At 36.3% G+C, this 23730-nt stretch carries 24 protein-coding genes and 3 tRNA genes; 14 read left to right on the forward strand and 13 right to left on the reverse strand.

Going from position 1 to position 23730, the window contains the following annotated elements:
* Positions 1-93: 93 nt before the first annotated feature.
* Positions 94-1383 carry an amidohydrolase family protein gene (locus BD809_RS10365; protein WP_148782904.1) on the forward strand — a complete coding sequence of 430 codons (1290 nt, stop codon included), beginning with the start codon at positions 94-96 and terminating at the stop codon, positions 1381-1383.
* Positions 1384-1460: 77 nt separating this feature from the next.
* Here BD809_RS10365 and BD809_RS10370 read toward each other — a convergent pair whose 3' ends face one another.
* The 7 genes from BD809_RS10370 to tgt form a co-directional block, all read right to left on the reverse strand.
* Complete coding sequence (locus BD809_RS10370) at positions 1461-2582, reverse strand: pyridoxal-phosphate-dependent aminotransferase family protein (protein ID WP_148782905.1); 1122 nt, start codon at positions 2580-2582, stop codon at positions 1461-1463.
* A gap of 232 nt (positions 2583-2814) precedes the next feature.
* Complete coding sequence (locus BD809_RS10375) at positions 2815-4146, reverse strand: asparagine synthetase B (protein ID WP_246131500.1); 1332 nt, start codon at positions 4144-4146, stop codon at positions 2815-2817.
* Complete coding sequence (gene dnaB, locus BD809_RS10380; protein ID WP_148782906.1) at positions 4121-5668, reverse strand: replicative DNA helicase; 1548 nt, start codon at positions 5666-5668, stop codon at positions 4121-4123. Before dnaB ends, BD809_RS10375 begins: the two co-directional genes overlap by 26 nt.
* A 167-nt stretch (positions 5669-5835) precedes the next feature.
* Positions 5836-6789 (reverse strand): acetyl-CoA carboxylase carboxyltransferase subunit alpha, encoded by a 954-nt coding sequence (locus tag BD809_RS10385; RefSeq protein WP_148782907.1) that lies wholly within the window; start codon positions 6787-6789, stop codon positions 5836-5838.
* A gap of 62 nt (positions 6790-6851) precedes the next feature.
* Positions 6852-7772: a DMT family transporter gene (locus BD809_RS10390; protein WP_148782908.1), complete on the reverse strand. Its 921-nt coding sequence runs from the start codon at positions 7770-7772 to the stop codon at positions 6852-6854.
* Positions 7759-8835 carry an LptF/LptG family permease gene (locus BD809_RS10395; RefSeq protein ID WP_148782909.1) on the reverse strand — a complete coding sequence of 359 codons (1077 nt, stop codon included), beginning with the start codon at positions 8833-8835 and terminating at the stop codon, positions 7759-7761. The genes BD809_RS10390 and BD809_RS10395 overlap by 14 nt, the downstream gene beginning before the upstream one ends.
* Positions 8836-9966: a tRNA guanosine(34) transglycosylase Tgt gene (gene tgt, locus BD809_RS10400; protein ID WP_148783002.1), complete on the reverse strand. Its 1131-nt coding sequence runs from the start codon at positions 9964-9966 to the stop codon at positions 8836-8838.
* A gap of 221 nt (positions 9967-10187) precedes the next feature.
* On the opposite strand from tgt, the gene BD809_RS10405 reads away from it, so the two are divergent.
* From BD809_RS10405 to BD809_RS10415, 3 genes are all read left to right on the forward strand, one after another.
* Positions 10188-11033, forward strand: coding sequence for a transketolase (locus BD809_RS10405; protein ID WP_148782910.1), 846 nt, complete (start codon positions 10188-10190; stop codon positions 11031-11033).
* Positions 11034-11084: 51 nt separating this feature from the next.
* The gene (locus BD809_RS10410; RefSeq protein WP_148782911.1) at positions 11085-12038 is read left to right on the forward strand and encodes a transketolase family protein; all 954 of its coding nucleotides are present in this window, start codon (positions 11085-11087) and stop codon (positions 12036-12038) included.
* A 150-nt stretch (positions 12039-12188) separates the two neighbouring features.
* On the forward strand, positions 12189-12806 hold the full coding sequence (locus tag BD809_RS10415; protein WP_148782912.1) for a porin family protein: 618 nt from the start codon (positions 12189-12191) through the stop codon (positions 12804-12806).
* Positions 12807-12873: 67 nt separating this feature from the next.
* On the opposite strand, the gene BD809_RS10420 is transcribed toward BD809_RS10415, so the two are convergent.
* Positions 12874-13863, reverse strand: coding sequence for an FKBP-type peptidyl-prolyl cis-trans isomerase (locus tag BD809_RS10420; RefSeq protein ID WP_148782913.1), 990 nt, complete (start codon positions 13861-13863; stop codon positions 12874-12876).
* A 90-nt stretch (positions 13864-13953) separates the two neighbouring features.
* On the opposite strand from BD809_RS10420, the gene BD809_RS10425 reads away from it, so the two are divergent.
* From BD809_RS10425 to BD809_RS10435, 3 genes are read left to right on the forward strand one after another with little or no spacing between them, the layout of a single operon-like run.
* Positions 13954-14355 (forward strand): RNA-binding S4 domain-containing protein, encoded by a 402-nt coding sequence (locus tag BD809_RS10425; RefSeq protein WP_148782914.1) that lies wholly within the window; start codon positions 13954-13956, stop codon positions 14353-14355.
* A complete protein-coding gene (locus BD809_RS10430) occupies positions 14352-14930 on the forward strand; it encodes a methyltransferase (protein ID WP_148782915.1) in 579 nt (192 codons plus the stop codon). The genes BD809_RS10425 and BD809_RS10430 overlap by 4 nt, the downstream gene beginning before the upstream one ends.
* A 40-nt stretch (positions 14931-14970) precedes the next feature.
* Positions 14971-15471, forward strand: a complete 501-nt coding sequence (locus tag BD809_RS10435) for a phosphoribosyltransferase domain-containing protein (RefSeq protein ID WP_148782916.1) — start codon at positions 14971-14973, stop codon at positions 15469-15471.
* On the opposite strand, the gene BD809_RS10440 is transcribed toward BD809_RS10435, so the two are convergent.
* The gene (locus tag BD809_RS10440; RefSeq protein ID WP_148782917.1) at positions 15463-15984 is read right to left on the reverse strand and encodes a shikimate kinase; all 522 of its coding nucleotides are present in this window, start codon (positions 15982-15984) and stop codon (positions 15463-15465) included. The genes BD809_RS10435 and BD809_RS10440 overlap by 9 nt on opposite strands.
* Before the next feature lie 134 nt (positions 15985-16118).
* Here BD809_RS10440 and BD809_RS10445 point away from each other — a divergent pair.
* The 7 genes from BD809_RS10445 to BD809_RS10475 all read left to right on the forward strand — a co-directional run bounded on the left by BD809_RS10445 (position 16119) and on the right by BD809_RS10475 (position 20408).
* Positions 16119-16191: transfer RNA gene (locus BD809_RS10445), tRNA-Lys, on the forward strand.
* 60 nt (positions 16192-16251) lie between these two features.
* Positions 16252-16324: transfer RNA gene (locus BD809_RS10450), tRNA-Lys, on the forward strand.
* Positions 16325-16429: 105 nt separating this feature from the next.
* Positions 16430-16513: transfer RNA gene (locus BD809_RS10455), tRNA-Leu, on the forward strand.
* A gap of 157 nt (positions 16514-16670) precedes the next feature.
* Positions 16671-17567 carry a MerR family transcriptional regulator gene (locus BD809_RS10460; RefSeq protein ID WP_148782918.1) on the forward strand — a complete coding sequence of 299 codons (897 nt, stop codon included), beginning with the start codon at positions 16671-16673 and terminating at the stop codon, positions 17565-17567.
* A gap of 9 nt (positions 17568-17576) precedes the next feature.
* On the forward strand, positions 17577-19067 hold the full coding sequence (locus tag BD809_RS10465) for a phytoene desaturase family protein (protein WP_148782919.1): 1491 nt from the start codon (positions 17577-17579) through the stop codon (positions 19065-19067).
* Between the two features lie 40 nt (positions 19068-19107).
* Complete coding sequence (locus BD809_RS10470) at positions 19108-19947, forward strand: phytoene/squalene synthase family protein (RefSeq protein WP_148782920.1); 840 nt, start codon at positions 19108-19110, stop codon at positions 19945-19947.
* A gap of 8 nt (positions 19948-19955) precedes the next feature.
* Positions 19956-20408: a sterol desaturase family protein gene (locus tag BD809_RS10475; RefSeq protein WP_148782921.1), complete on the forward strand. Its 453-nt coding sequence runs from the start codon at positions 19956-19958 to the stop codon at positions 20406-20408.
* A 14-nt stretch (positions 20409-20422) separates the two neighbouring features.
* Here the strand turns inward: BD809_RS10475 and BD809_RS10480 are convergent, their stop codons facing one another.
* From BD809_RS10480 to BD809_RS10495, 4 genes are all read right to left on the reverse strand, one after another.
* Positions 20423-21115 carry a DUF3291 domain-containing protein gene (locus BD809_RS10480; protein WP_148782922.1) on the reverse strand — a complete coding sequence of 231 codons (693 nt, stop codon included), beginning with the start codon at positions 21113-21115 and terminating at the stop codon, positions 20423-20425.
* A complete protein-coding gene (locus BD809_RS10485) occupies positions 21116-21676 on the reverse strand; it encodes a TlpA family protein disulfide reductase (protein WP_148782923.1) in 561 nt (186 codons plus the stop codon). It abuts the gene before it with no gap.
* A 336-nt stretch (positions 21677-22012) separates the two neighbouring features.
* Complete coding sequence (locus tag BD809_RS10490; RefSeq protein ID WP_148782924.1) at positions 22013-22984, reverse strand: hypothetical protein; 972 nt, start codon at positions 22982-22984, stop codon at positions 22013-22015.
* A 61-nt stretch (positions 22985-23045) separates the two neighbouring features.
* Complete coding sequence (locus BD809_RS10495; RefSeq protein ID WP_148782925.1) at positions 23046-23723, reverse strand: Crp/Fnr family transcriptional regulator; 678 nt, start codon at positions 23721-23723, stop codon at positions 23046-23048.
* Positions 23724-23730 lie beyond the last annotated feature (7 nt).

Raw genomic sequence — 23730 nt, forward strand, 5'->3', positions numbered from 1 at the left:
ATTTGCAAAGTGGGTTATTATAAGCGATTCTCATAAATTGGTATAATTAGAATCAAGCATAACTGACAAGTAAAAAACTACAACTAGTAACAAATGAAAAATATTAAAATTTACATAGTATGCTTCTTGCTGAGTTGTGCTGTCAAGGCGCAACAAACTCCGGCAACTAAGCAATCAGAGTCAATATCTATTCAAGGAGCCACCGCGCACCTCGGTAATGGAAAAATTATAGAAAATAGTCTGATCGTCTTTGAAAATGGAAAAATCACTTATGTTGGTGAGAATGTTTCTGATAAAATTAAAGGAACAACTATTGACGCTTCCAATAAGCATGTATATCCCGGCTTTATTGCTCCCAATACAACTTTGGGGTTAGTAGAGATTGGAGCGGTAAGAGCGACTAACGATATCAGTGAAATTGGTGAGTACAACCCTCATATTCGTAGTCTTATCGCCTATAATGCCGAAAGTAAAATAGTAGAAAGCATGCGACCAAACGGTGTGCTGGTAGCTCAGGTAACCCCTCGCGGCGGACGCATATCCGGTACGTCATCCATCGTTCAACTTGACGCCTGGAATTGGGAGGATGCTGTCATAAAAGCAGATGATGGGATGCATATTAACTGGCCGGATTTATACTCAAGAGGACGATGGTGGCTTGGAGAGGAGCCTGGGTACAAACCCAATAAGAAATACGATGAACAAATGACCGAATTACAAGCATTTTTTGATCAGTCAAAAGCACTGGCAACTTCTAAAACTCCTTCAAAGCACCTACCGTATCAATCCATGCAAGGTGTTCTCGAAGGATCTCAAACAATGTTTATTCACGTACACCATGAAAAGGCTATTCTTGAAGCAATCGCTTTTGCTAAAAAAAATAATATCAAATCGATGGTTATTGTAGGGGGTGATGATGCTTACAAGGTTGGAACAACACTGAAAGACAACAATATTCCCGTATTGCTTACCAGGACCCATTCAATTCCCAAAAATGAGGATGATGACTATGATCTACCTTATAAAAATGCCAAAAACCTAGTGGATATGGGCGTATTAGTCGGTTTACAAAATAGCGGACAAATGGAGCGTGCGAATGCGCGAAACTTACCTTTTCAGGCGGGTACTGTAGCAGCACACGGATTGAATAAAGAAAAAGCACTGCAATTAATTACTGAAAATAATGCCAAAATTCTTGGAATTGAAGATACTATGGGAACCATCGCTGTTGGAAAAGATGCTACGCTGTTCATCAGTAAAGGGGATGCTCTGGATATGAGGACCAATCAACTAGAAAAGGCTTACATTCAAGGAAGAGATATTAGTTTGGAAACTCATCAAACGACTCTTTATAAGCGTTATAGTAACAAATATGGACACTAGTTGTGAACTATAGTATAACTGAAAAATGCTCTTACGTTCTTGTAAGAGCATTTTTTTTAAGTATTTATATGATAATTTTAATGTTTAAACTCTTTCATATCTTCTAATGCACCAACCAACATATTAACATGATTAAGCGTGCAACTTTCTCCCATGATACCAATTCTCCATATTTTTCCGGCAAAAGCGCCTAGCCCCCCACCAACTTCAATGTTGTAAGTATCCAACAACTTTTTACGTATAACACCTTCATCATTTCCTTCCGGTAAAAAAACAGAATTCAAATTTGGCAATCTATACGATGGATCAACTAAAAATTTGAACCCCAGTCCTTCCAGTTTTGAAACTAATACTTTATGAACAATTTGATGCCTTTTATAGCGATTTTCTAACCCTTCTTCCAAAACAAGCCGTAGTGCTTGGTGCAATGCAAATATTGAAGAAACGGGAGCGGTATGGTGATATGCTCGTTTAGAGCCGCTCCAATAGTCCTTTACAAGATTAAGATCCATAAACCAACTTTGCACCGGAGTTTTTCTGTTTTCTAATACGTTTACCGCTGCTTTAGAAAAACTAATTGGAGATAGACCGGGGGGTGCACTCAAACATTTTTGGGTACCTGTATACACTGCATCAATATTCCATTCATCCACTTTAAGCGGCATTCCGCAATACGAAGTTACAGCATCTACCACCATCAAAGCTCCTGCATTATGAACCAACTCACTAATCTCTTGAAGCGGTTGTAAGACTCCGGTAGAGGTTTCAGCATGTACGATTGCTAACAGTTTTGGTTTCTTACATTTTTCTAAGGCATACTTAACCTGATCCCGGGTAATAATAGATCCCCACGGAGATTCAACTTTATGGACTATTGCACCACACCGTTCAGCAATAGCAACCATCCTACCTCCAAAAACCCCATTAACACAAATAATTACCTCATCCCCCGGTTCCAATAAGTTGACAAAACACGTTTCCATTCCCGCTGAGCCAGGAGCTGATACCACAAAAGACAACTCGTTTTTAGTCATAAAAGTCTGTTGCACCATCTGTTTCACCTCATCCATCAATTGCACAAATTGAGGATCGAGATGACCAATAAGTGGTGTAGCCATAGCTTGTAGTACTTTGGGGTGTACATCTGAAGGGCCGGGTCCCATTAAAATTCTCTTACTTGTCTTTAGTTCGGACATCATTTCACACTTATTTTTATAGCTACAGTATACCTGTTTGTTAAGCCATTAAAATTATGAAATAATTATTTGGAAGCATACAGACAAATGTCTGTCTCAACAAAACTCTTCGTAATCCTCTGAGAATTTGATAAAAATAGAGTGAAGGAATTTATCAAATTTGTCAATTCACTAAAATTCCCTATCATTTTTATGAAAAAAATAATAGGCACAACACGCACTCGTGGTTTAAAAATTAAGTTTTTTGTTTTTTCTTCTTTGCAGCAGGGAATAATACATTATTGAGTATCAGTCGATACCCGGGAGAATTAGGATGTAATTCTAGCTCCGTCTTTGGATCTCCTACTCTATGCTGATAATCTTCCGGATCGTGGCCTCCATAAAACGTAAAAAAACCTTTTCCTTTAATTCCGTGGATATACCTAGCCTCTCCATTTGCTTTATTCTCACCTAGAATCAAAACATTTGATTTAATCTCCTGTGGATCATACGCTGTGGTTTGTCCCATAAATCCTTTGACCAGTGCTGTATGATTTTGACATAACATCGTAGGAATAGGATCCCATTTTGCAGAAAAATCCATGAGTGTAAAATAATCAGTTGTCTTAGAAACTTGCCTCTTTCTCGTCATATCAATTGAAGAAAATTCATAAATATTGGGACTTCGCTCTAATGTAAAATTCTTAAAAGCAAACGTTTTAGAATAGTCTATTTTTGATTGATATCCTGGATCACTTGGATCACCGTCAAACATAGGTTCACAAATATCTACATGCTCTGCAGATAAGGCAATCTCAAAACTATCGGTTGCACTGCACATGGCAAACATAAATCCACCTCCAACAACATAATCTCTTATTTTCAACGCTACAGCGAGTTTTTCATCCGAAACTTTATCATAACCCAAGGATTTTGCCAGAGCTTCTGCCTGTTTCTTCTCTTTTATATACCAAGGTGTAGCTCGATATGTGGCATAAAATTTTCCGTACTGCCCTGTAAAATCTTCATGGTGCAAATGCAACCAATCATACAGAATCAAGTTATCCTCTAAAACTTCCTTATCATAAATCGTTTCATAAGGTATCTCTGCGTATGTCAACACCATCGTAACAGCATCATCCCAAGGCTGATTTCCTTTTGGAGAATATACTGCAATTTTGGGTGCTTTTTCTAATATAACGGCTTCCATGTTTTGCGAGGGGCTGCTAATGCTAGCCAAAATTGACGCTGTTTCTCCCTCATCCAGTATTTCAAAAGATATCCCTCGAATAACACATTCTTTTTTGATAAGTTCAGTGTTGGGCAACAAAAATGATCCCCCTCTGTAATTAAGTAACCACTTCACCTTTAAATCCTTGCTCAATGTCCAATAGGTAATACCATAAGCTTTTAGATGATTTTGCTGACCTTCGGCATCCATCGGAATTAAAATATAGGAGGCATTGGAGAGTTGAAAACAAAAAAATAGTATAAAAAACAAAAAGCCATACTTTCCTTTAGAAAGAAAGGAAAGCACAGGCTCTTTATTACATTTGTTTATCCTAGAATGGAATATCGTCGTCATCATTAGCTTCATTTATGCTACTCCCGAAAGCTTCCTCTGCACTAGGTAAATGCCCTGTGCTAAAAGGATCTTCCTCTTCTTTACCATCATTCATTTTAGAATGAAATTCAAAAGGAGTGCCAAAGTCATCTAAGTTATCAAATTTACCCAGATGCCCGATAAATTTTAACCTTATGTTTTCCAGACCACCGTTACGGTGCTTAGCTACGATAAATTCACCCTGCCCTTGGGTCGGAGAACGTTCTTCATCATCCCATTCATCAATTTTATAATATTCGGGACGATAAATAAACGATACAATATCTGCATCCTGCTCAATTGCTCCGGACTCCCTCAAGTCACTTAAGAGAGGTCGTTTACTTCCTCCACGAGTTTCTACAGCACGCGATAACTGTGATAACGCAATTACCGGTACATTTAATTCTTTTGCCAGCGCTTTTAAGTTTCTTGATATTGTAGAGATTTCCTGTTCACGGTTTCCGTTTTTACCAGTTCCTCCTGCAGTCATCAGTTGCAAATAATCGATAACGATCATACGAATACCATGCTGCGAGCTTAAACGTCTTGCTTTAGCTCGTAGATCAAAAATTGAAAGCGAAGGTGTATCATCAATAAATAAAGGTGCTTTTTCTAAATCCTTTACTTTAACATTGAGCTGTTCCCATTCATGTTTCTCTAATTTACCAGTTCTGAGCTTTTCTGAAGAGAGTCCTGTTTCAGAAGAGATCAATCGCGTAATCAATTGTACTGATGACATCTCCAAAGAAAAGAAGGCCACAGGAATCCCTTGACCTACAGCCATATTACGCGCCATAGAGAGGGTCAACGCTGTTTTACCCATACCTGGACGCGCTGCTACAATAATTAAGTCACTGGGCTGCCATCCTGAAGTTAACCGGTCAAGTTTATCAAACCCTGAGGGCACCCCGCTAAGTCCTTCCTTATTTGAAATTTCCTGAATTTTTTTCTTGGCCTGAATAACAAGATTTTGTGCAGTTTCTGTAGAACGTTTAATATTACCTTGAGTAACTTCATATAAGCGTGATTCGGCCATATCTAACAGATCAAAGACATCGGTTGATTCGTCATACGATTCCTCAATAATCTCATTAGAAATTTTAATTAAACTACGCTGAATATATTTTTGTAAAATAATACGCGCATGAAACTCGATATGGGCAGAAGAAGATACTTTTTGGGTTAACTGAACTAAATAGTAGTCTCCACCGGCTATTTCCAATTTCCCATCCTTTTTTAATTGGCTCGAAACCGTTAATAAGTCAATAGGCTCGGAGTTTTCGAAGAGTTTAAATATAGCTTCAAAAATATATTGATGTGATTCCCGATAGAAAACATCCGGATTGAGAATATCGATAATTTCATCAACACCTTTTTTATCAATCATCATCGCTCCCAAAACAACTTCCTCTAAATCAATTGCTTGTGGAGGTATTTTTCCTTTTTCAAGCGAAATTACGTTTCCCCTTCCGTAATTTTTTTGTTGAGATTGTTGTACTTTTTCCATAGCTACGAATGTAAACAAATTGTAAAGAGACAAGCAAAATCCCTAGTTGGGATTGTTAACTGTTCATAAACAATTGAACTGTTAATAACTTGTTTTTATTGTTAATAAGCATAAAAAAATCTGAAGTTACAAACTTCAGATTTAGTTAGTAAGTGGTTTTTTAGTACTTACCCTTTGAAGACTCCCATATCAGCATATTTATCCATACGCTTTTTTACCAAATCTTCTGGTGATAAGTTTTTAAGCTCCATATAAGAGCTATATATTTTTTCTTGAACCGTTTCAAACATTTTTTTACGATTACTATGCGCACCTCCAAGAGGCTCTTTGATAATTTCGTCGATCAGTTTTTGCTTTTTCATATCAGTAGCGGTAAGCTTAAGAGCTTCGGCTGCCTGTTCTTTGTATTCCCAACTGCGCCAAAGAATAGAAGAGCAGGATTCTGGTGAAATTACCGAATACCAGGTATTCTCCAACATCATTACTTTATCACCTACCCCAATACCTAATGCTCCACCACTGGCACCTTCTCCTATAATGATAACAGAAATCGGCACTTTCAGACGTGTCATTTCAAGAATATTACGTGCAATCGCTTCTCCTTGACCACGCTCTTCTGCTTCTAATCCAGGGTATGCCCCGGGAGTATCTACAAAACAAACTACAGGGATATTAAATTTTTCTGCGCTTTTCATTAAACGAAGCGCTTTACGATACCCTTCTGGGTTGGCCATTCCAAAATTACGGTACTGTCTTGTTTTTGTATTATAGCCCTTTTGCTGACCGACAAACATGAAGGTTTGATCGCCTACTTTACCAAGTCCACCGATCATAGCTTTATCATCTTTTACATTACGATCGCCATGAAGTTCTAAAAAAGAATCCCCACATATCGCCTTAATATAATCTAATGTATAGGGTCTGGATGGGTGTCTTGACAGCTGAACTCGTTGCCAAGCTGTAAGATTTTTATATATCTCCTTTTTAGTTTCGTTGAGTTTTTTTTCAATCTGTTTACAGGTATCTGTAACATCAACCTCACTCTCCTGACCTATCGCGCAAGCTTTGTTAAACTGTTCTTCCAGCTCTTTAATAGGAAGCTCAAAATCTAAATATTCCATAATAAGAATATATTTTTATTTACTAGGGTTAGCCGACAAATATAAAACTTTACTTGAGAAAGTTATACGATGACCTTTGTCTTTTTATTTTTTTTGAAATTTTTGAAAATACCATTCAGAATTACTGTACTAATAATTATTAACGCTCCATAATAAAACGATGGACTCATTTGCTCTGACTCTCCAAAAATTAAGAATGCCAAAAAAATTCCGTACACAGGTTCCATATTTATGGTTAACATCACCGTATAAGGACTTAGATATTTCATTACTTTAACCGAACCTATGAATGCATATGCAGTACACACAGATGCTAATAACAACATATACATCCAGTCTGAAAGGGATAAATTGAAAAACTGAATTGTAAAACCGTTCATACCGCCAGTATATAATGTTACACCTAATAAATATACAGTAATAATTCCTACTCCGCTCAACAATTCATAAAAAGAAATCATAGAAGGATCGTATTTTTGAGCAATCTTTCCATTAATTAAAGAAAAAACGGCTGATAAAAATGCTGAACATAATGCATAGACTATTCCTAAAAAATAATCTCCTTCTACATTAAAAATAATGTATAATCCAACAATCACCAATATCCCAAACAGTAGTTCATACCAGATTACCTTTCTTTTATAAAAAACCGGTTCTAATACAGAAGTAAAAAAAGCACCGGTAGACAATAGCGCGAGTGTTATAGAAACATTAGATACCTTAATGGCTGCAAAAAACGTGATCCAATGCAGTGCTATCACACCCCCGGCTGCTATCAAAAGTAAGAGTAATTGATTGGAAACTTTTAATTTGATTTTTCTGAAATAAATAAACACCAGAATAAATCCGGAAGCCAAAAGCATTCTATACCAAACTAATGGCAGGGCCTCAATTGAAATCAACTCTCCTAAAATAGCAGTAAACCCCCATACAAATACAATAAGATGTAAGTGTAAATAATTTTGAAGCTTAACGTTTGGCATTATATAAAAGATAAATTGCTAACAATCCAAAAGAAACATTGGGGAACCATACTGCAACCAAGGGAGGAAAATCGGACTGATTTGCCATAGTTCCCAATACTTTATCAATAAAAATAAATAGGAAGGCTAAGGAAATTCCGACTGCTAGATTGACTCCCATCCCGCCTCTTCGTTTCATTGAAGAAACTGCTACCCCTATAATTGTGAGAATAAATGCTGAAATAGGTATACTCCATCTTTTATAAGCCACCACTTTATAGCGATTAATATCAGAAGAGCCTCGCTTGCTCTCTTTTTCTATAAATTTTCTTAGTTCTAAATAATCCAGTGTTTCTGCGACATAGGTTACGGGAGTAAACTCGTCAATATTAAAAGGTAAGATGGTGTCTTTGACAGGCAATTTTTCTATAATATCCTGGTTCTCTTTCACTTCTCTTTTTACATAATCACGAAGCTCATAAATACTATCAGTTACATTATATGTAATCTTACGTGCAGAAATTTTAGTTTTCAACTTATTACCATCAAAATATTCCAACGTAAAATTAGTTGCGGATTTATCCAAGGGTCTAAAATCATTAGCATATAAAAACACACTATCATTTATTTGTCGATAGACATTACTGGTTTCCTGAACCTTTTTATTCTTTTTTAAATAGGAGTACTTAAATTCATTAAACCCTTGACTTGCATTAGGCGCCAGAAACAATCCCATCGCCAATGCTCCAATACAAATTATAATCGCACCAATCATATAAGGACGTAAAAATCGCCAAAAAGAAACACCTGAACTTAAAAATGCGATAATTTCGGTTTTATTAGCAAGTTTGGAGGTAAACCAAATTACTGAAAGAAAAACAAACAATGGAAATAACAGATTCGCAAAATATACAGTAAAGTCTAGGTAATAAGCTATTACAGCATCTAGCGGGACACTGTGTTCAAGCATATTATCAATCTTTTCGGATAAATCTACAATAATACCTATTGGAATAAACAATAGGATCATTGTGAAAAAGGTCCCCAAATAGCGTTTTAGTATATACCAATCCAGTATTTTCACTTACAGTCTTTTATCCATTTGTTTAACCATTTGCTCTTTCCATGTTCTAAAGTCTCCGGCTAAGATATGTTTTCTTGCCTCACGAACCAACCACATATAAAAACCTAAATTATGAATTGTAGCAATCTGTTTGCCTAGCAATTCGTTAACAGTAAATAAATGCTTTAAATATGCTTTAGAATATTCTGTATCCACAAAGGTGATTCCCATCTCATCAATAGGAGAGAAATCATCTTCCCATTTTTTATTTTTAATATTGATTGTTCCATGAGCAGTAAACAGCATTCCGTTACGTGCATTTCTTGTAGGCATAACGCAATCAAACATATCCACTCCCAAGGCAATATTTTCTAAAATATTAATAGGTGTTCCCACTCCCATCAAATAACGAGGTTTATCCTCGGGTAAAATATCAGTAACCACTTCGGTCATAGCATACATTTCCTCTGCAGGTTCCCCTACGGACAGTCCGCCAATAGCATTCCCTTGTGCGCCGGCATTTGCAATATATTCTGCAGATTGCATACGTAAATCTTTATACGTGCTTCCTTGCACTATTGGAAATAGTGTTTGATCATACCCATACTTAGTTGGTACTTTCTCTAAATGATTAATACAACGATCCAACCATCGATGTGTCATATGCATGCTACGCTTTGCATATCGATAATCGCAAGGATATGGAGTACACTCATCAAATGCCATAATAATATCAGCACCTATTGTACGCTGTATTTCCATAACGCTTTCCGGGCTAAAAAAATGAAAGGAGCCATCGATATGGGATTTAAACTTAACCCCTTCTTCTTTAATTTTTCTGTTTGCTGAAAGCGAATATACCTGATACCCTCCGCTATCTGTTAAGATACTTCGGTCCCAATTCATAAACTTATGCAACCCTCCCGCCTGTTCAAGGATCTTGGTTTGAGGTCTCAAATACAGATGATAGGTGTTCCCTAAGATTATATCCGGATTTATATCATTTTTTAATTCTCTTTGATGTACACCTTTGACTGTTCCTACAGTTCCTACAGGCATAAATATAGGAGTCTCAATTACTCCGTGATCTGTGGTTACTTTTCCTGCTCTGGCGCTACTTTGAGCGTCCTTTGATAAAAGTTCAAATTGCATAATTTCTTTTTCGTCGTCGGCAAAGATAAGTATTACCATTAAATACCTGTACAATATATCAAGTTTAAGACTAAAGCAAAACTTAGTACGTATTGGATAGCATCATTACACCCAGATTGTTATTAACAAGAATATCTTAATTAAAAGCTGCTTAGACATTTTGCCACCCTCTACAAATCAACTATTTTTGACCTTTCATTATTAAGATAATAAGCAGCATAATGCCAAAAACACAACAATTAGAAGATTTTGTAACTCAAGTACGCAGGGATATCTTGCGCCAAGTTCACAAGGTAAACTCAGGACATCCGGGAGGATCCTTGGGTTGCGCTGAATTTTTTGTAGCACTCTATCAGGAAATTCTTGATCGTAAAGACGGTTTTGACATGGACGGTATTGGAGAAGATTTATTTTTTCTTTCAAATGGTCATATTTCACCGGTATTTTATAGCGTGCTCGCACGCAGCGGTTATTTTCCTGTAGACGAACTTAACACCTTTAGATTAATTAATAGCAGACTGCAGGGACATCCTACTACTCATGAAGGATTGCCAGGTATTAGAATTGCTTCGGGATCCCTAGGCCAGGGAATGTCTGTTGCCATTGGCGCAGCGCTAGCTAAAAAACTTAATGATGACGATAAACTTGTGTATAGCCTTCATGGCGATGGGGAACTACAAGAAGGTCAAATTTGGGAAGCTGCCATGTATGCTGCAGGTAACAAAGTAGATAATCTAATTTCGACAGTTGATTTGAACGGGCAGCAAATTGATGGTGCTACTGACAATGTTTTACCCATGGGTGATTTAAAAGCTAAGTTTGAAGCTTTTGGATGGGACGTGATGAAAATTAAAAAAGGAAATTCTATTGCTGATGTTCTCGAAGGCCTTAAAGAAGCTAAAAATCGTACCGGTAAAGGGAAACCCGTTTGTATTTTACTACATACTGTAATGGGGAATGGAGTAGACTTTATGATGCACACCCATGCTTGGCACGGTAAAGCACCTAATGACGAGCAGTTAGCTTTAGGTCTCGCACAAAACCCTGAAACCTTAGGAGATTATTAAAACAAATTTTATATACCAACATAAACTGTTGGTATTTTGAATAGACACAACATGAAAAAATATATAGATACCGGCAAAAAAGACACACGTTCTGGTTTTGGTGCTGGTTTAGAAGCACTTGGAAAAACTAATGAAAATGTAGTCGCACTATGTGCAGATTTGATTGGATCCCTCAAAATGGATGCTTTTATAGCAGACAATCCTGATCGTTTTTTTCAGATAGGAATTGCAGAAGCTAACATGATGGGAATAGCTGCAGGCTTAACCATAGGTGGCAAAATCCCATTTACCGGAACTTTTGCGAACTTCTCTACAGGTAGAGTGTATGATCAGATTCGTCAATCGATTGCTTACAGCAACAAGAATGTAAAGATTTGTGCATCACATGCCGGACTTACCTTAGGTGAAGATGGAGCAACCCATCAAATATTAGAGGATATCGGTTTGATGAAAATGCTCCCGGGCATGACGGTAATTAATACTTGTGACTATAATCAAACCAAGGCTGCTACCTTGGCTATTGCAGACCATGATGGCCCTGTGTATTTAAGATTTGGAAGGCCAAAGGTTGCTAACTTCACGCCAGAGGACCAAACCTTTGAAATAGGAAAAGCAATACACCTACAGGAAGGAAGTGATGTGACCATAGTTGCCACAGGACATTTGGTGTGGGAAGCCTTACTAGCAGCTGAAACGCTTGCTCAAGAAGGAGTAAGTGCAGAGGTTATAAACATTCATACAATCAAACCTTTGGATGCCGAAGCAATTATCGATTCTGTTGCAAAAACCGGTTGTGTGGTAACTGCAGAAGAACACAATGTTTTAGGAGGACTTGGAGAAAGTGTTGCTCGTGTATTGGCAGAAAAACATCCTACTCCGCAGGAATTTGTAGCAACCAAGGATACATTTGGTGAAAGCGGTACTCCGGAACAACTTATGGAAAAGTACGGACTAAATGCTACCGCTATTGTTTCAGCTGTCAAAAAAGTAGTTAAGCGTAAGTAAATTTTAGCGTTCACCTATAAATTCAGAGCCTTCGGAAAGTTTTTCCGAAGGCTTTTTTAATATCTTTTTTTAGAATAAAATTCTTAGCTGGACGTTTATAATTTTGAACACATTTTCATTTTACTTATTTATTCTAAAACGTTTTATCTTATGAAAAAAGCAATCATTTTAGCAATGCTATCGCTCACAACGATAGCATTTGCGCAGGACAAGAAAATTAATTTAGGTATTAAAGCCGGGTTAAACTATGGGGATAATGGCGAGATTGAATTCTCAGATGTTACAAATGCTGGGGAAAACATAGCCACAGAAGATGCCGATGACCGAGTTGGGTATCATATAGGCGCCTACATCAGAGCAAACATTACCGATAACATCTATTTAAAACCAGAATTCTTATACACACAAAACAACAGCTCCTACGAGACATCGTTTGGTAAATCAAACTACAAAGTAAAGAGAATTGATGTACCAATTCTAGCTGGAATTAGAGTTCTTGGTCCCCTACACGTATTCGCGGGACCTTCATTACAATATATTATCGATACAGAGCTGGAAGATATTGAGCTTGAAGATGTAGAGAACGAATTTACAGTGGGCTTGCAGTTTGGTACTGGAATTCAGTTAGGGCGCTTGAATGCTGACATTCGTTATGAGCGCGGTTTAAATGAAAATCAAGCAGAAGGAATTCAAGAAAATACAGGAGCTACCATACGTGTTGACTCAAGACCTAATCAATTCATTTTAAGTCTTGGTTTGGACTTTTAACATCCTTAGTAAATAGTAGAAACAAAAAACCCGATATAATTAAAAATATCGGGTTTATTGTTTGCACTTAATTCTTTATGCTTCGATCATCCTTATCTAGATGGTTTTGGATTCCGTCACCATCATCATCATAATAGGTAATTTCGTCGCTACTGATAAAACCATCATTATTGGCATCGATACTTGTAATTTCATCCTTAGTCAATATTCCATCTCCATCATCATCCCTATCCGAATAATTAGCAAGAGAATCACCATCTGTATTATCATCATTATCCAAAACATTCCTATCATTATCCAAATCTTCAAGATATGAGGGGATTCCGTCTCCATCATGATCTGCTTCATTAATCTGGTATAGCTGTATTGTAAATATCAGCGGAGAATATGGCGGTATATTAAGACTTCCACGATCGTAGTAACCTACGCCAGAAGGCATAAAGACAGTGAAATTTCCAAAATCCTGAGAAAAATCAACGGTGCCATCAGAATTTTCAACAGCACTTGAAGCGCCACTATAATCAACCATAGATTCCCTAAAACCAATTATAGCAGGGGCGGTAGGACTAAATAAATCTAACCAAACCGGAGTTACTTTATTATCAAACACCTTGCCTGTATTTATGTTATTGTCATCCGGAGTTAAATCATACAATAATTCACCTCTATAAGTAATCAAAGTAGAATCAGCGAACGTTGGGTTCCTTTTACTTTCTGCTCCTTTTTTAAAATTTAAAAAATAAAGTGTATAATCCACCTCTTCGAATTTTACGATTTTACTTTGTAAGAGAGTTGATTTACTGATGGGCTGTCGATCTTTATTATCCCCGGCAATGGTATCAAAAGTTACAATATTGTAATCCGGATTCGCAGGATTTGGAATGGTATCAAAGAAGTGCGTTTCCAAATACGATTTCAGTATAGCTGCTTCTGCAATTTGCTGCTCTGCTCGGTCTCTTGGCGGAACAATTTCTTGTCCCCCATCATCATCTTTATTACATGCCTGTAGAGCGATCAATAAAGTACCCACTAGTATCGTATATTTTGTAATCCTCATATGTTCTTTGTTTTGATGGCGCAAGATACAATTTTCTCGTACTTTTGTTTAAAGATTTTTTATATTAAAAACGCATTATAATTCAATTTTATGCGAGTTGACAAATATTTATGGTGTATTCGATATTTCAAAACCAGAAGTATTGCTACCAAGGCTTGTAAAGACGGAAAGGTTAAGGTTAATGGAGATTCCATAAAACCCTCTCGCGATGTCTATCCTAACGACAAAATTACTGTTAGAAAAAATCAAATTACCTACGAACTTCAAGTTTTAGACACGCCAAAAAGTCGACTTGGTGCTAAGCTTGTTGATATGTATCGTAAAGACATAACTCCGGCAGAAACGTTGCAAAAAATGGATCTTTTAAAATACACAAAAGATTATTATCGTAAAAAAGGAAGTGGTAGACCCACTAAAAAAGATAGAAGAGATATTGATGACTGGTTCGAGGAGCCTGATAAGGATATAGACGCTAATAAGGAAGAAGAATGAAGTTAACGCCTGCATATTGGAATGAACGTTACAAAAAGAGCCAAACAGGATGGGACATCGGGTATCCATCAACTCCTCTGGTTTCTTACATTGATCAACTTGTTGATAAGAAAATAAAAATCTTAATTCCGGGATGTGGTAATTCCTATGAAGCAGAATATTTGATAGAAAATGATTTTACCAATGTGTTTGTTTTGGACTATTCAACCGCAGCCATCGCCCAGTTTAAAAAAAGAGTTCCGAAGTTTCCCGAGGATCAACTTCTCACCTTGGACTTTTTTAAACTTATCGATCAGTTTGATTTAATTTTGGAACAAACATTTTTTTGCGCCTTAGACCCATCCCTTCGTGATTTGTATGTTTCAAAAATGAAGGAACTAATTGCTCCGGGAGGTAAAATTGCCGGAGTTCTATTCAATAGAATTTTTGATAAACCAGGCCCTCCCTTTGGAGGCACCCTAGAGGAATATAAAAATATATTCGCAAAGACAATGAAAATAAAAACGTTAGAGCCCTGCTATAATTCGATTCCAGAAAGAGCAGGTAACGAACTGTTCTTTATCTTTACTAACTAGTAGCAGCTTACTTATAATTTTAAATTAAATCTCAACATTGATGAGCACAGTCAACAACACTATTTTAAGCCATACTCAAATTCAGCATAAAGTTAAACGCATTGCGTATCAAATTTATGAATCGAATGTGGATGAAAAAGAGATTATAATTGCAGGGATTGCAGATAATGGATATGTACTTGCAGAACGCCTCGCAATCGTCTTAAAAACCATTTCGCCGCTACAAATAACACTTTGCAAGGTAGTTGTGGATAAAAAAGATCCGCAACAACCAATACAAACCTCCATAGCAGCATCGACATACCAAAATAAATCTCTGGTGCTTGTTGATGACGTACTCAATTCGGGAACAACCTTGATTTACGGTATAAAGCATTTTCTTGAAGTACCCCTAAAGCGTTTTAAAACTGCCGTTCTTGTGAATAGAAATCATAAAAAGTATCCGGTTAAAGCAGACTTTAAGGGTATTTCTTTATCCACCTCTCTGCATGAGCACGTAGCAGTTACATTTGGATCACAGGACGTAGTGACTCTAGAATAGTAAACTTTCTATCTCTAACGAGATTTCATCGGCTGTTTTTTCATCGGTATGGATTTTATAATCCGCCTGATTGTAATAAAAGGAACGCTCAAATAAATGCTTTCTTATAAAATCGTGTAACAACGTTCTATCTTCTATATGAGCAATGACCGGCCTTTTTTCTCGCGCTTTAAAAAGGCGATTGGTTAACACTTCCAAAGAAGTTTGTAAGTAGAAGCTTTTATTCGTAAGATCTTCTTGAATATATTTCATGTTTTCACCAAAACATGGCGTACCACCGCCTAAAGAAATAATAGCATTTTTTGACGTTTTCAAAAGTTCATTTAAATAGAAAGTTTCCTTTTTTCTAAAATAAATCTCCCCTTTTTCAGAAAAAATAGAAGAAATTGATTTTTTTTCGTTTTCTTCAATATAAACATCCAAATCCAATAATGGACGCTCTGTTCGTTGCGATAATTTTTTACCTATCAGAGACTTACCGCTCCCCATATAACCGAGTAATACTATGTTCATATTGTATTTTTAAGTATGCTTACTCCCTGTAAAAACAGGGAATTTTAATTATTTACAAATTTAAATGAATTTCTTCTTGAAAAATAAATTAATGATAGTATATTTGCACCCGCATTCGAGGATTAAGAGTGTATGACCGAGTAGCTCAGTTGGTAGAGCATCTCCCTTTTAAGGAGAGGGTCCTGGGTTCGAGCCCCAGCTCGGTCACTTTTTTAAACAACGTAAAATTTGTTTAAATGTTCTTAAGAATCGAATGATAATTTTAATGACCTGGTAGCTCAGTTGGTAGAGCATCTCCCTTTTAAGGAGAGGGTCCTGGGTTCGAGCCCCAGCCCGGTCACTTTTAAAAAGTATATTGATACTTTTTAGGTTTATACAAGCCGTATAATTAAGTATCGCAATTGCGATACTTTTTTTTTACGTAGCTTTGTGAAGCATCTATTTTGCCCAGGTGCTGGAATTGGTAGACAGGCATGGTTGAGGGCCATGTGTCCATTAGGGCGTGTGGGTTCGACTCCCATCCTGGGCACTATATTATTTATTCTTCTTAGATGAATATCTTTCCTTTACAGTAGTTTCACAGTTCAAAAAGTACTTAAAACTCGAATTTTATTTTTTATTTAACAACTCCCGCGTAAAACCTTCCATTCTTTTACTTAAGTTTGTTTAACGATTATTCTAAAAAAGTGAACAACATAAAACAAAATTTCAGCATTAAAGATCTCGAGAATCTTTGCGGGGTAAAAGCACACACCATTAGAATTTGGGAAAAAAGATACAATCTTCTTACCCCGGAGCGAACTGAAACTAATATACGAACATACAGTTTAACCAATTTACAGAAACTACTAAACGTTTCATATCTTGTTAACAGTGGTTATAAAATATCCCGTATCTCAAAACTTCAAAAAAATGAGATTGATGAATATGCCAGACGTATCGTTACAGAAAACAGCACGAAAAGTCAAGCCATAAATGCTTTTAAAATTGCCATGCTTAATTTTGATGTAGCTCTTTTTCATACCACTTTTAACGAACTGAAAGAGAAAAGAACTTTCAAATCTATTTTCAACGAAGTATTTATACCATTTCTCACCGAAATTGGATTTTTATGGCAAACTGGTACTATAACTCCTTCTCATGAACATTTTATAACCCATTTAATCAAACAGAAGTTAACTTTATCTATTGAACAATTACAGCACTCAGTTGCTACAACAAAAAAGCGCACCTTTGTTTTATTCTTACCACAAAATGAAATTCATGACTTGGGAATTCTGTATGTTAATTATGAGCTACTTTCTCATGGATACAAAACTATCTATCTAGGTGCTAGTATCCCTTTGGAAGATTTAAAACACTTAATTACCATACATCCGGATGTTACATTTCTATCGTATTTCACTGTTCAGCCAGAGAAGAATGCAGTACAGAGTTATATAGAGCAATTTGATACCATGATTAATTCTGAAAAACAACGAGAATTCTGGATGCTCGGAAAGCAGATACAGCATATAACTAATCGTGAGTCTAAAACACATCGCTACTTTGAATCTATTGAAGCACTCGTAAAACAATTATAACAACTATTTATGTCCAAAAAAGTTCATATCATAGGTTCAGGCTTTTCTTCTTTATCTGCCGCTTGTTACCTTGCAAAAGCAGGGTATGATGTTACGATTTTTGAAAAAAATAACGGTATTGGGGGGAGAGCTAGACAATTCAAAAAAGAGGGTTTTACATTTGATATGGGGCCTTCCTGGTATTGGATGCCGGATGTTTTTGAGAGCTTTTTTAACGACTTCAATAAGCAGGTTGCTGATTTTTACCATGTATCAAAACTTGATCCCGCCTATCGTGTGTACTTCGGAAAAGAAAATAGCATCTCCATTGGTGACACCTTAGAAAAAATATATAATGCCTTTGAAAAAGAAGAACCCGGAAGTTCAAAAAAACTGACGAAATTTATTGCATCTGCCAAAGAAAATTATAATATCGCAATAAAAAATTTAGTGTACCGCCCAGGGGTATCTCCTTTAGAACTTATTACCCCAGAAACTATCATACGTATCGGACAGTTTTTTAGCACAATCGCAAAGGATGTAAAAAAAGAATTTAAGAATGAGCGTTTAATAAAAATTTTAGAATTCCCAGTGCTTTTTCTGGGAGCCAAACCTAGTGACACCCCCTCTTTTTACAATTTCATGAATTATGCAGATTTTGGTTTGGGAACCTGGCAGCCCAAAGGCGGAATGTTCTCTGTTATAAAGGGAATGTCTGTACTTGCCGAATCTCTGGGAGTAAAAATTAGAACAAATACCGATGTTGATAAGATAGTTGTAGAAAATGGAGTTTGTAAAGGCTTACTATCTCAAGGTGAATTCATTGCTTCAGATATTGTGTTATCCGGTGCCGACTACCATCATACTGAGACACTTTTAGATAAAAAATATCGTCAATATTCTGAGCATTACTGGGCGAAAAAAACTTTCGCCCCTTCCTCTTTACTATTTTATGTTGGATTCGATAAAAAGCTAAAAAATATAGATCATCATAACCTGTTTTTTGACACAGATTTTGATACCCATGCTCGTGAAATTTATGATCATCCAAAATGGCCGGACAAACCTTTGTTCTATGCCAATTTCACTTCAGTAACCGATCCCGAAACAGCACCTAAGAATTGTGAGAATGGATTTTTCTTGATTCCGATTGCTCCTGGAATTGAGGATAACGCTACTATACGAGAAGACTATTTTAACCGAATAATCGAGCGATTTGAAAAGATCACCAACCAAGTCGTAAAAAATAATATTATATTTAAAGAAAGCTTTTGTGTTAACGATTTTAAACAGCAATATAACTCCTATAAGGGTAATGCTTATGGTATGGCCAACACCTTGCTTCAAACTGCATTCCTAAGACCTAAGTTGAAAAGTAAAAAAGTGGAGGGTTTATTTTTTACCGGACAGCTAACCGTCCCCGGACCAGGGGTTCCGCCAGCGCTTATATCTGGCAAGTTAGTTTCGGGGCTCATACAAAAGTTTCTACCTATAGAAACAAAAGAACCCGAAATGATTTAAGCCAATATAGATTAAGAGTATAAGATTTTAATTAAGATAAATGAAAACAATATTTGACAACGTATCTCATGGCTGTAGCAAATTAGTTACCAATTCCTACAGTACCTCTTTTTCACTAGCGTCAAAAATGCTTTCGGATACAATTCGTCAAGATATTTATAACATTTATGGTTTTGTGAGGTTTGCTGATGAGATTGTAGACACCTTCCACGCTTATGATAAGAATGAGCTCTTTAATGATTTTGAAAGACAGATGTATGATGCAATTGATAAAAAAATAAGTCTCAATCCTATTTTAAATGCATTTCAGGAGACAGTTCATAAATATTCGATTCCGGCCGAGCTTTACGAAGCATTTATGAAGAGCATGCGATTGGATCTGCACAAGAGTGATTATTTGACAAGAGAAGAGTTCAAGGCATATATCTATGGTTCAGCTGACGTAGTAGGTCTCATGTGTCTAAAAGTGTTTGTTAAAGGCGATATATTGATATATGATGAATTGAAGGGGAGTGCCATGCATCTAGGCTCAGCTTTTCAAAAGGTAAACTTTTTAAGAGATCTTAGAGCTGATTATGAAGGTTTAAACAGAAGTTATTTTCCTCACACTGATTTAAATCAATTAGATGAACACTCCAAACTTATGATAATAGAAGACATCGAAAACGATTTTAAGCTTGGCCTTAAAGGTATTTTAAGACTTCCCATCGAAGCTAAATTTGGAGTATACACAGCATTTATATATTACAAAAAGTTATTACAAAAATTAAAAACAACACCGTCCTTAGAACTTAAAAACAAAAGAATACGGGTTTCTAATTATCAAAAAATTGGTTTATTAGCCAAGTCTTATTTAGATTATAGATTAAGAATTATTTAATATTTTTTATGCAAGTTTTACTTTGGCTTCTTGTTTTCATCGGTACCTTTTTGATTATGGAGTTTATGGCGTGGTTTACGCATAAGTACGTGATGCATGGATTCCTATGGATATTACATAAAGATCATCATCATAAGAAACATAAAAGTTGGTGGGAAAGAAACGACCTGTTTTTTGTCTTTTATGCAGTTGTAAGTATGTCATTCATTATGTTACACGACGATACTACCTTCTGGGTAGGACAACCAATTGGCTTCGGTATTTTAGCCTATGGCATAGCTTATTTCACGGTTCATGACATTTTTATTCATCAACGATTTAAAATATTCAGAAATGTAAATCACTGGTATGCTAAGGGTGTGAGACGTGCACATAAAACGCATCATAAAAACATTGGAAAAAATAAAGGCGAATGTTTTGGGATGTTGGTAGTGCCTTTTAAATATTTTAAAACTAAATAAAACTATATCTTTAATTAAAGTGGCTTGTCTTGCCAGTCTCCAATCGTTTTATAGGGTTGAAATCTAGCAAATAACTCTTCTTTATACCAATCGATGGCTTTGGTCTTCTGTATAGCCTTTACATGCCCCCTGCTTTTATACGCAAATTCATGTAAAGCCTTTTCGCTTTTCCAGATACTAAAAGTTGACATTTGTAAAGCCGGTACTTCTCCTATACCTCGAGTAAATAAAAGCGAGGTATTGTTCTGTATTCCCTTTTGAGATTTGGGTACAAATTTCCAAAAAACAAATAGCTTACTTAATTTTATAGTCGCTCTCGTTATTACCGCTAATTCATCGATAGTTGGATCAATATTTAATGCAGGAACAAACGGAGATTTCCCTGACCACAATCCTTTAGATTTGACGTTTTTTAAAAAAACAGTGTATTGATATATAGTATGACGCTGGTACGTCTTGAAAGTTTTTGATTGTTCAAAATACGCTTCTGCACAATGCTCGTTCTCCCACACTTGTAGCACCGCATATTCACTCCAATCAGGCATAGGATTGAAGTTTTCTTTTCCCGTACCTAAAAGTTTATAGAAAGACTGACCGGAGGTCTTTCGTAAAGGAAGATGCATATACAACATCATACAAAACGCCCATACCTTATTATAAATCCCTTTGTACTTGAAAAATGTGAGTGTTGTAATCTGATTTTCCATTTATTTCACTATTAATGAATCAAGTAAACGTCTTACACTCTTACTATTCCAATCTGCGGCTCCGACCTTTTGCATAATAATAGCACCTCCTTTATCGATCACGTAAGTGGTAGGCAACGAGGATCCATCTAACGGCTCAGGAAACTCTGAACGGCTTCTATATATTGGAAAATTATAGCCCTTAGATTTTATGAATTTATTTAAAACTACATTCTCTTCATTCGACACAAAGAGGAAAGCTACTGTATCCTTATAATCTGTATGTAATTCTTGTAGAGATGGCATCTCTGCGATACAAGGCGGGCACCACGTAGCCCAGAAATTGATGAGGATCACCTCTCCTTCGAGATTCTTGAGATCTACTCCACTAGTATTGACACCTTCTAGTTTCCAATCATAAGAAGCAATGTATTGCCGATCCTTCTGCTCGACCACAGAAGGGCTAAAAGCAAGAATTCTTGTTATGTACACTTGTATAACACCTCGGGTATAAGGAATCAAAAATAAGACAAGAATGAAAACAAATATTAAATTCGATATATTTTTATTATTAAATCTCATATAATTTCGATCTGAAAAAAAAGTCGACTATGAACAATGTAGCGAATCAATCGATATATTCTGAAATCATCAAGATTGCATGAATACGACCATATTTGATAGAACGTAAAAAGGCGCAACCAAAGATCGCGCTTTAAAATTAATGATTACAATTATCAATCCAGTTATTTCCTTAAAACAGAATTTTTCAACCAAAAAAAATGAACTAGATTATATACTATTTAACGATCAGTTCCTTATCACTTCAATCGCATTCGAAAGCGCTTAGCAACCTTCCAAATCATTAGCATTGCTTCCAACTAAACAACCTTCCAAACCATTTTCAAATCTAAGATACTAAATAAGGCAGGTTCCAGGACCCGCATCATCAAAATTGATCATTTTTACATCTGCCAAAGTAGGAGGTACTCCTAAGATTGTGCCAGAAGTATCCGTAATTACCAATGTACTATTAGTTCCTGATGCAGAAGAAGTATCCAAAACTATATTACTCACAAAATCAGCATTGCCATCCACTTCAAAATTAAAAGGTCCGCCTGAAATTGTGCCGGCACTTGCTCCGCAAGTTCTAACAACTTCTAACGCATTGGATAAATCATATGTTCCTACCAGATCGTTGGCATTCAATCCTATTTCTGCGCCTTGTAAATCATCCTCAAATCTTATATACCAAATCAAGCAAACACCAGCTCCGGCCTCATCAAAATTCACTCCTTCGACATCGCTAAGTGTAGGCGGTAATCCAAGAATATTTCCTTGATCATCGGTAATTACCCATGATCTATTGGTTCCAAATACATTCGTATCATCCAACACGATCCCTAAAGCGTAGTCTGCTTGTCCGTCAATGGTGAAGTTAAAAGGTCCTCCTGAGATGGTACCTGCATTGGTAACTTGATTACGTAGCACACTGATAGAATTTGACAAATCAAAATTACCTGTAAGATCATTTGCATTTGAGCCAACCTCGGCACCTTGTAAGCCATCTTCAAATCTCAAATACCAAATCAAACATGTCCCCGGTCCTGCTCCATCAAAGTCAACACTTTCTACCGCTTCTAACGTGGGCGGCAACCCCAAAATGATACCGGATTCATCAGTAATTACCCACGAACTATTCGTCCCTGAAGCGTTTGTGTCATCTAGCGTAATTCCTGTTACAAAATCCGCTTTCCCGTCAATATCAAATTCAAAAGGTCCTCCTGCGATGGTACCTGCGTTTACAGTTGCTGTGTTGTCATCGTCATTACTACAGTAAACTGCAAAAAAAACGATTACTAAAGCCCAAAAAATTAATTTTTTCATCATGTCTGTGTGTTTTATAAGTGTATCTATAAAGTTAAGAACAACGATGTTCTTAAAACGTTAGCTAGCTAACACTATTAGTAATTTTTATCCTGATTTTTGATCTGTAAAAATCTATATATTTAGATTTTTTTAGTTCATTTAAAAGTATGTTTAAGGTGGGTCTTGAAGTTCCTATAAGATTTGCTATCTCCTTTTGTGTATAAGGATGCGATATGACCATATCACCCGTTTTAGGGCAATAATGTCCATAATCCTCTTTGAGATCATTTAAAAACTCTAGCAATCTCGTTTTGGTATCTTTAAAAAGTAAAAGATGTAACCTGCGCTCCATGCGTTGAAAACGCAATCCAATAAATTTATAGATTTTAAGACTGAATGATTTATTTGCCCTCATCATCTCATGCATTGTGTCTACTCCAATAGGACAAATTGAGGTAGTGTTATCCATTGCCTGTGCGAAGTCTGTCCTCTGCACTTCTCCTAAAATTGCTTTTTCGCCAAAAACTTCTCCTTTTGAAAGAATTGCACTGATAATCTCGCTGCCGTCTTGGGTATAGGCTCCTATTTTAATCTTTCCATGTACTATCAAATAAATTTTGGTGGCAGCGTCAGACTCAAAATAGATATAGTCATACTTGCGAAAGTTTAGGAAACGGTGGTTCTCTTTATGTTTTTTAAATTTATGAGGGCACAGAAGATTTAATAAATTAGTATTCTCAAAAAACCAAATTGCCTTCATGGTTAGT

Origin of the sequence: Aquimarina intermedia, assembly GCF_008124785.1 — a bacterium.
GTDB lineage: Bacteria > Bacteroidota > Bacteroidia > Flavobacteriales > Flavobacteriaceae > Aquimarina > Aquimarina intermedia.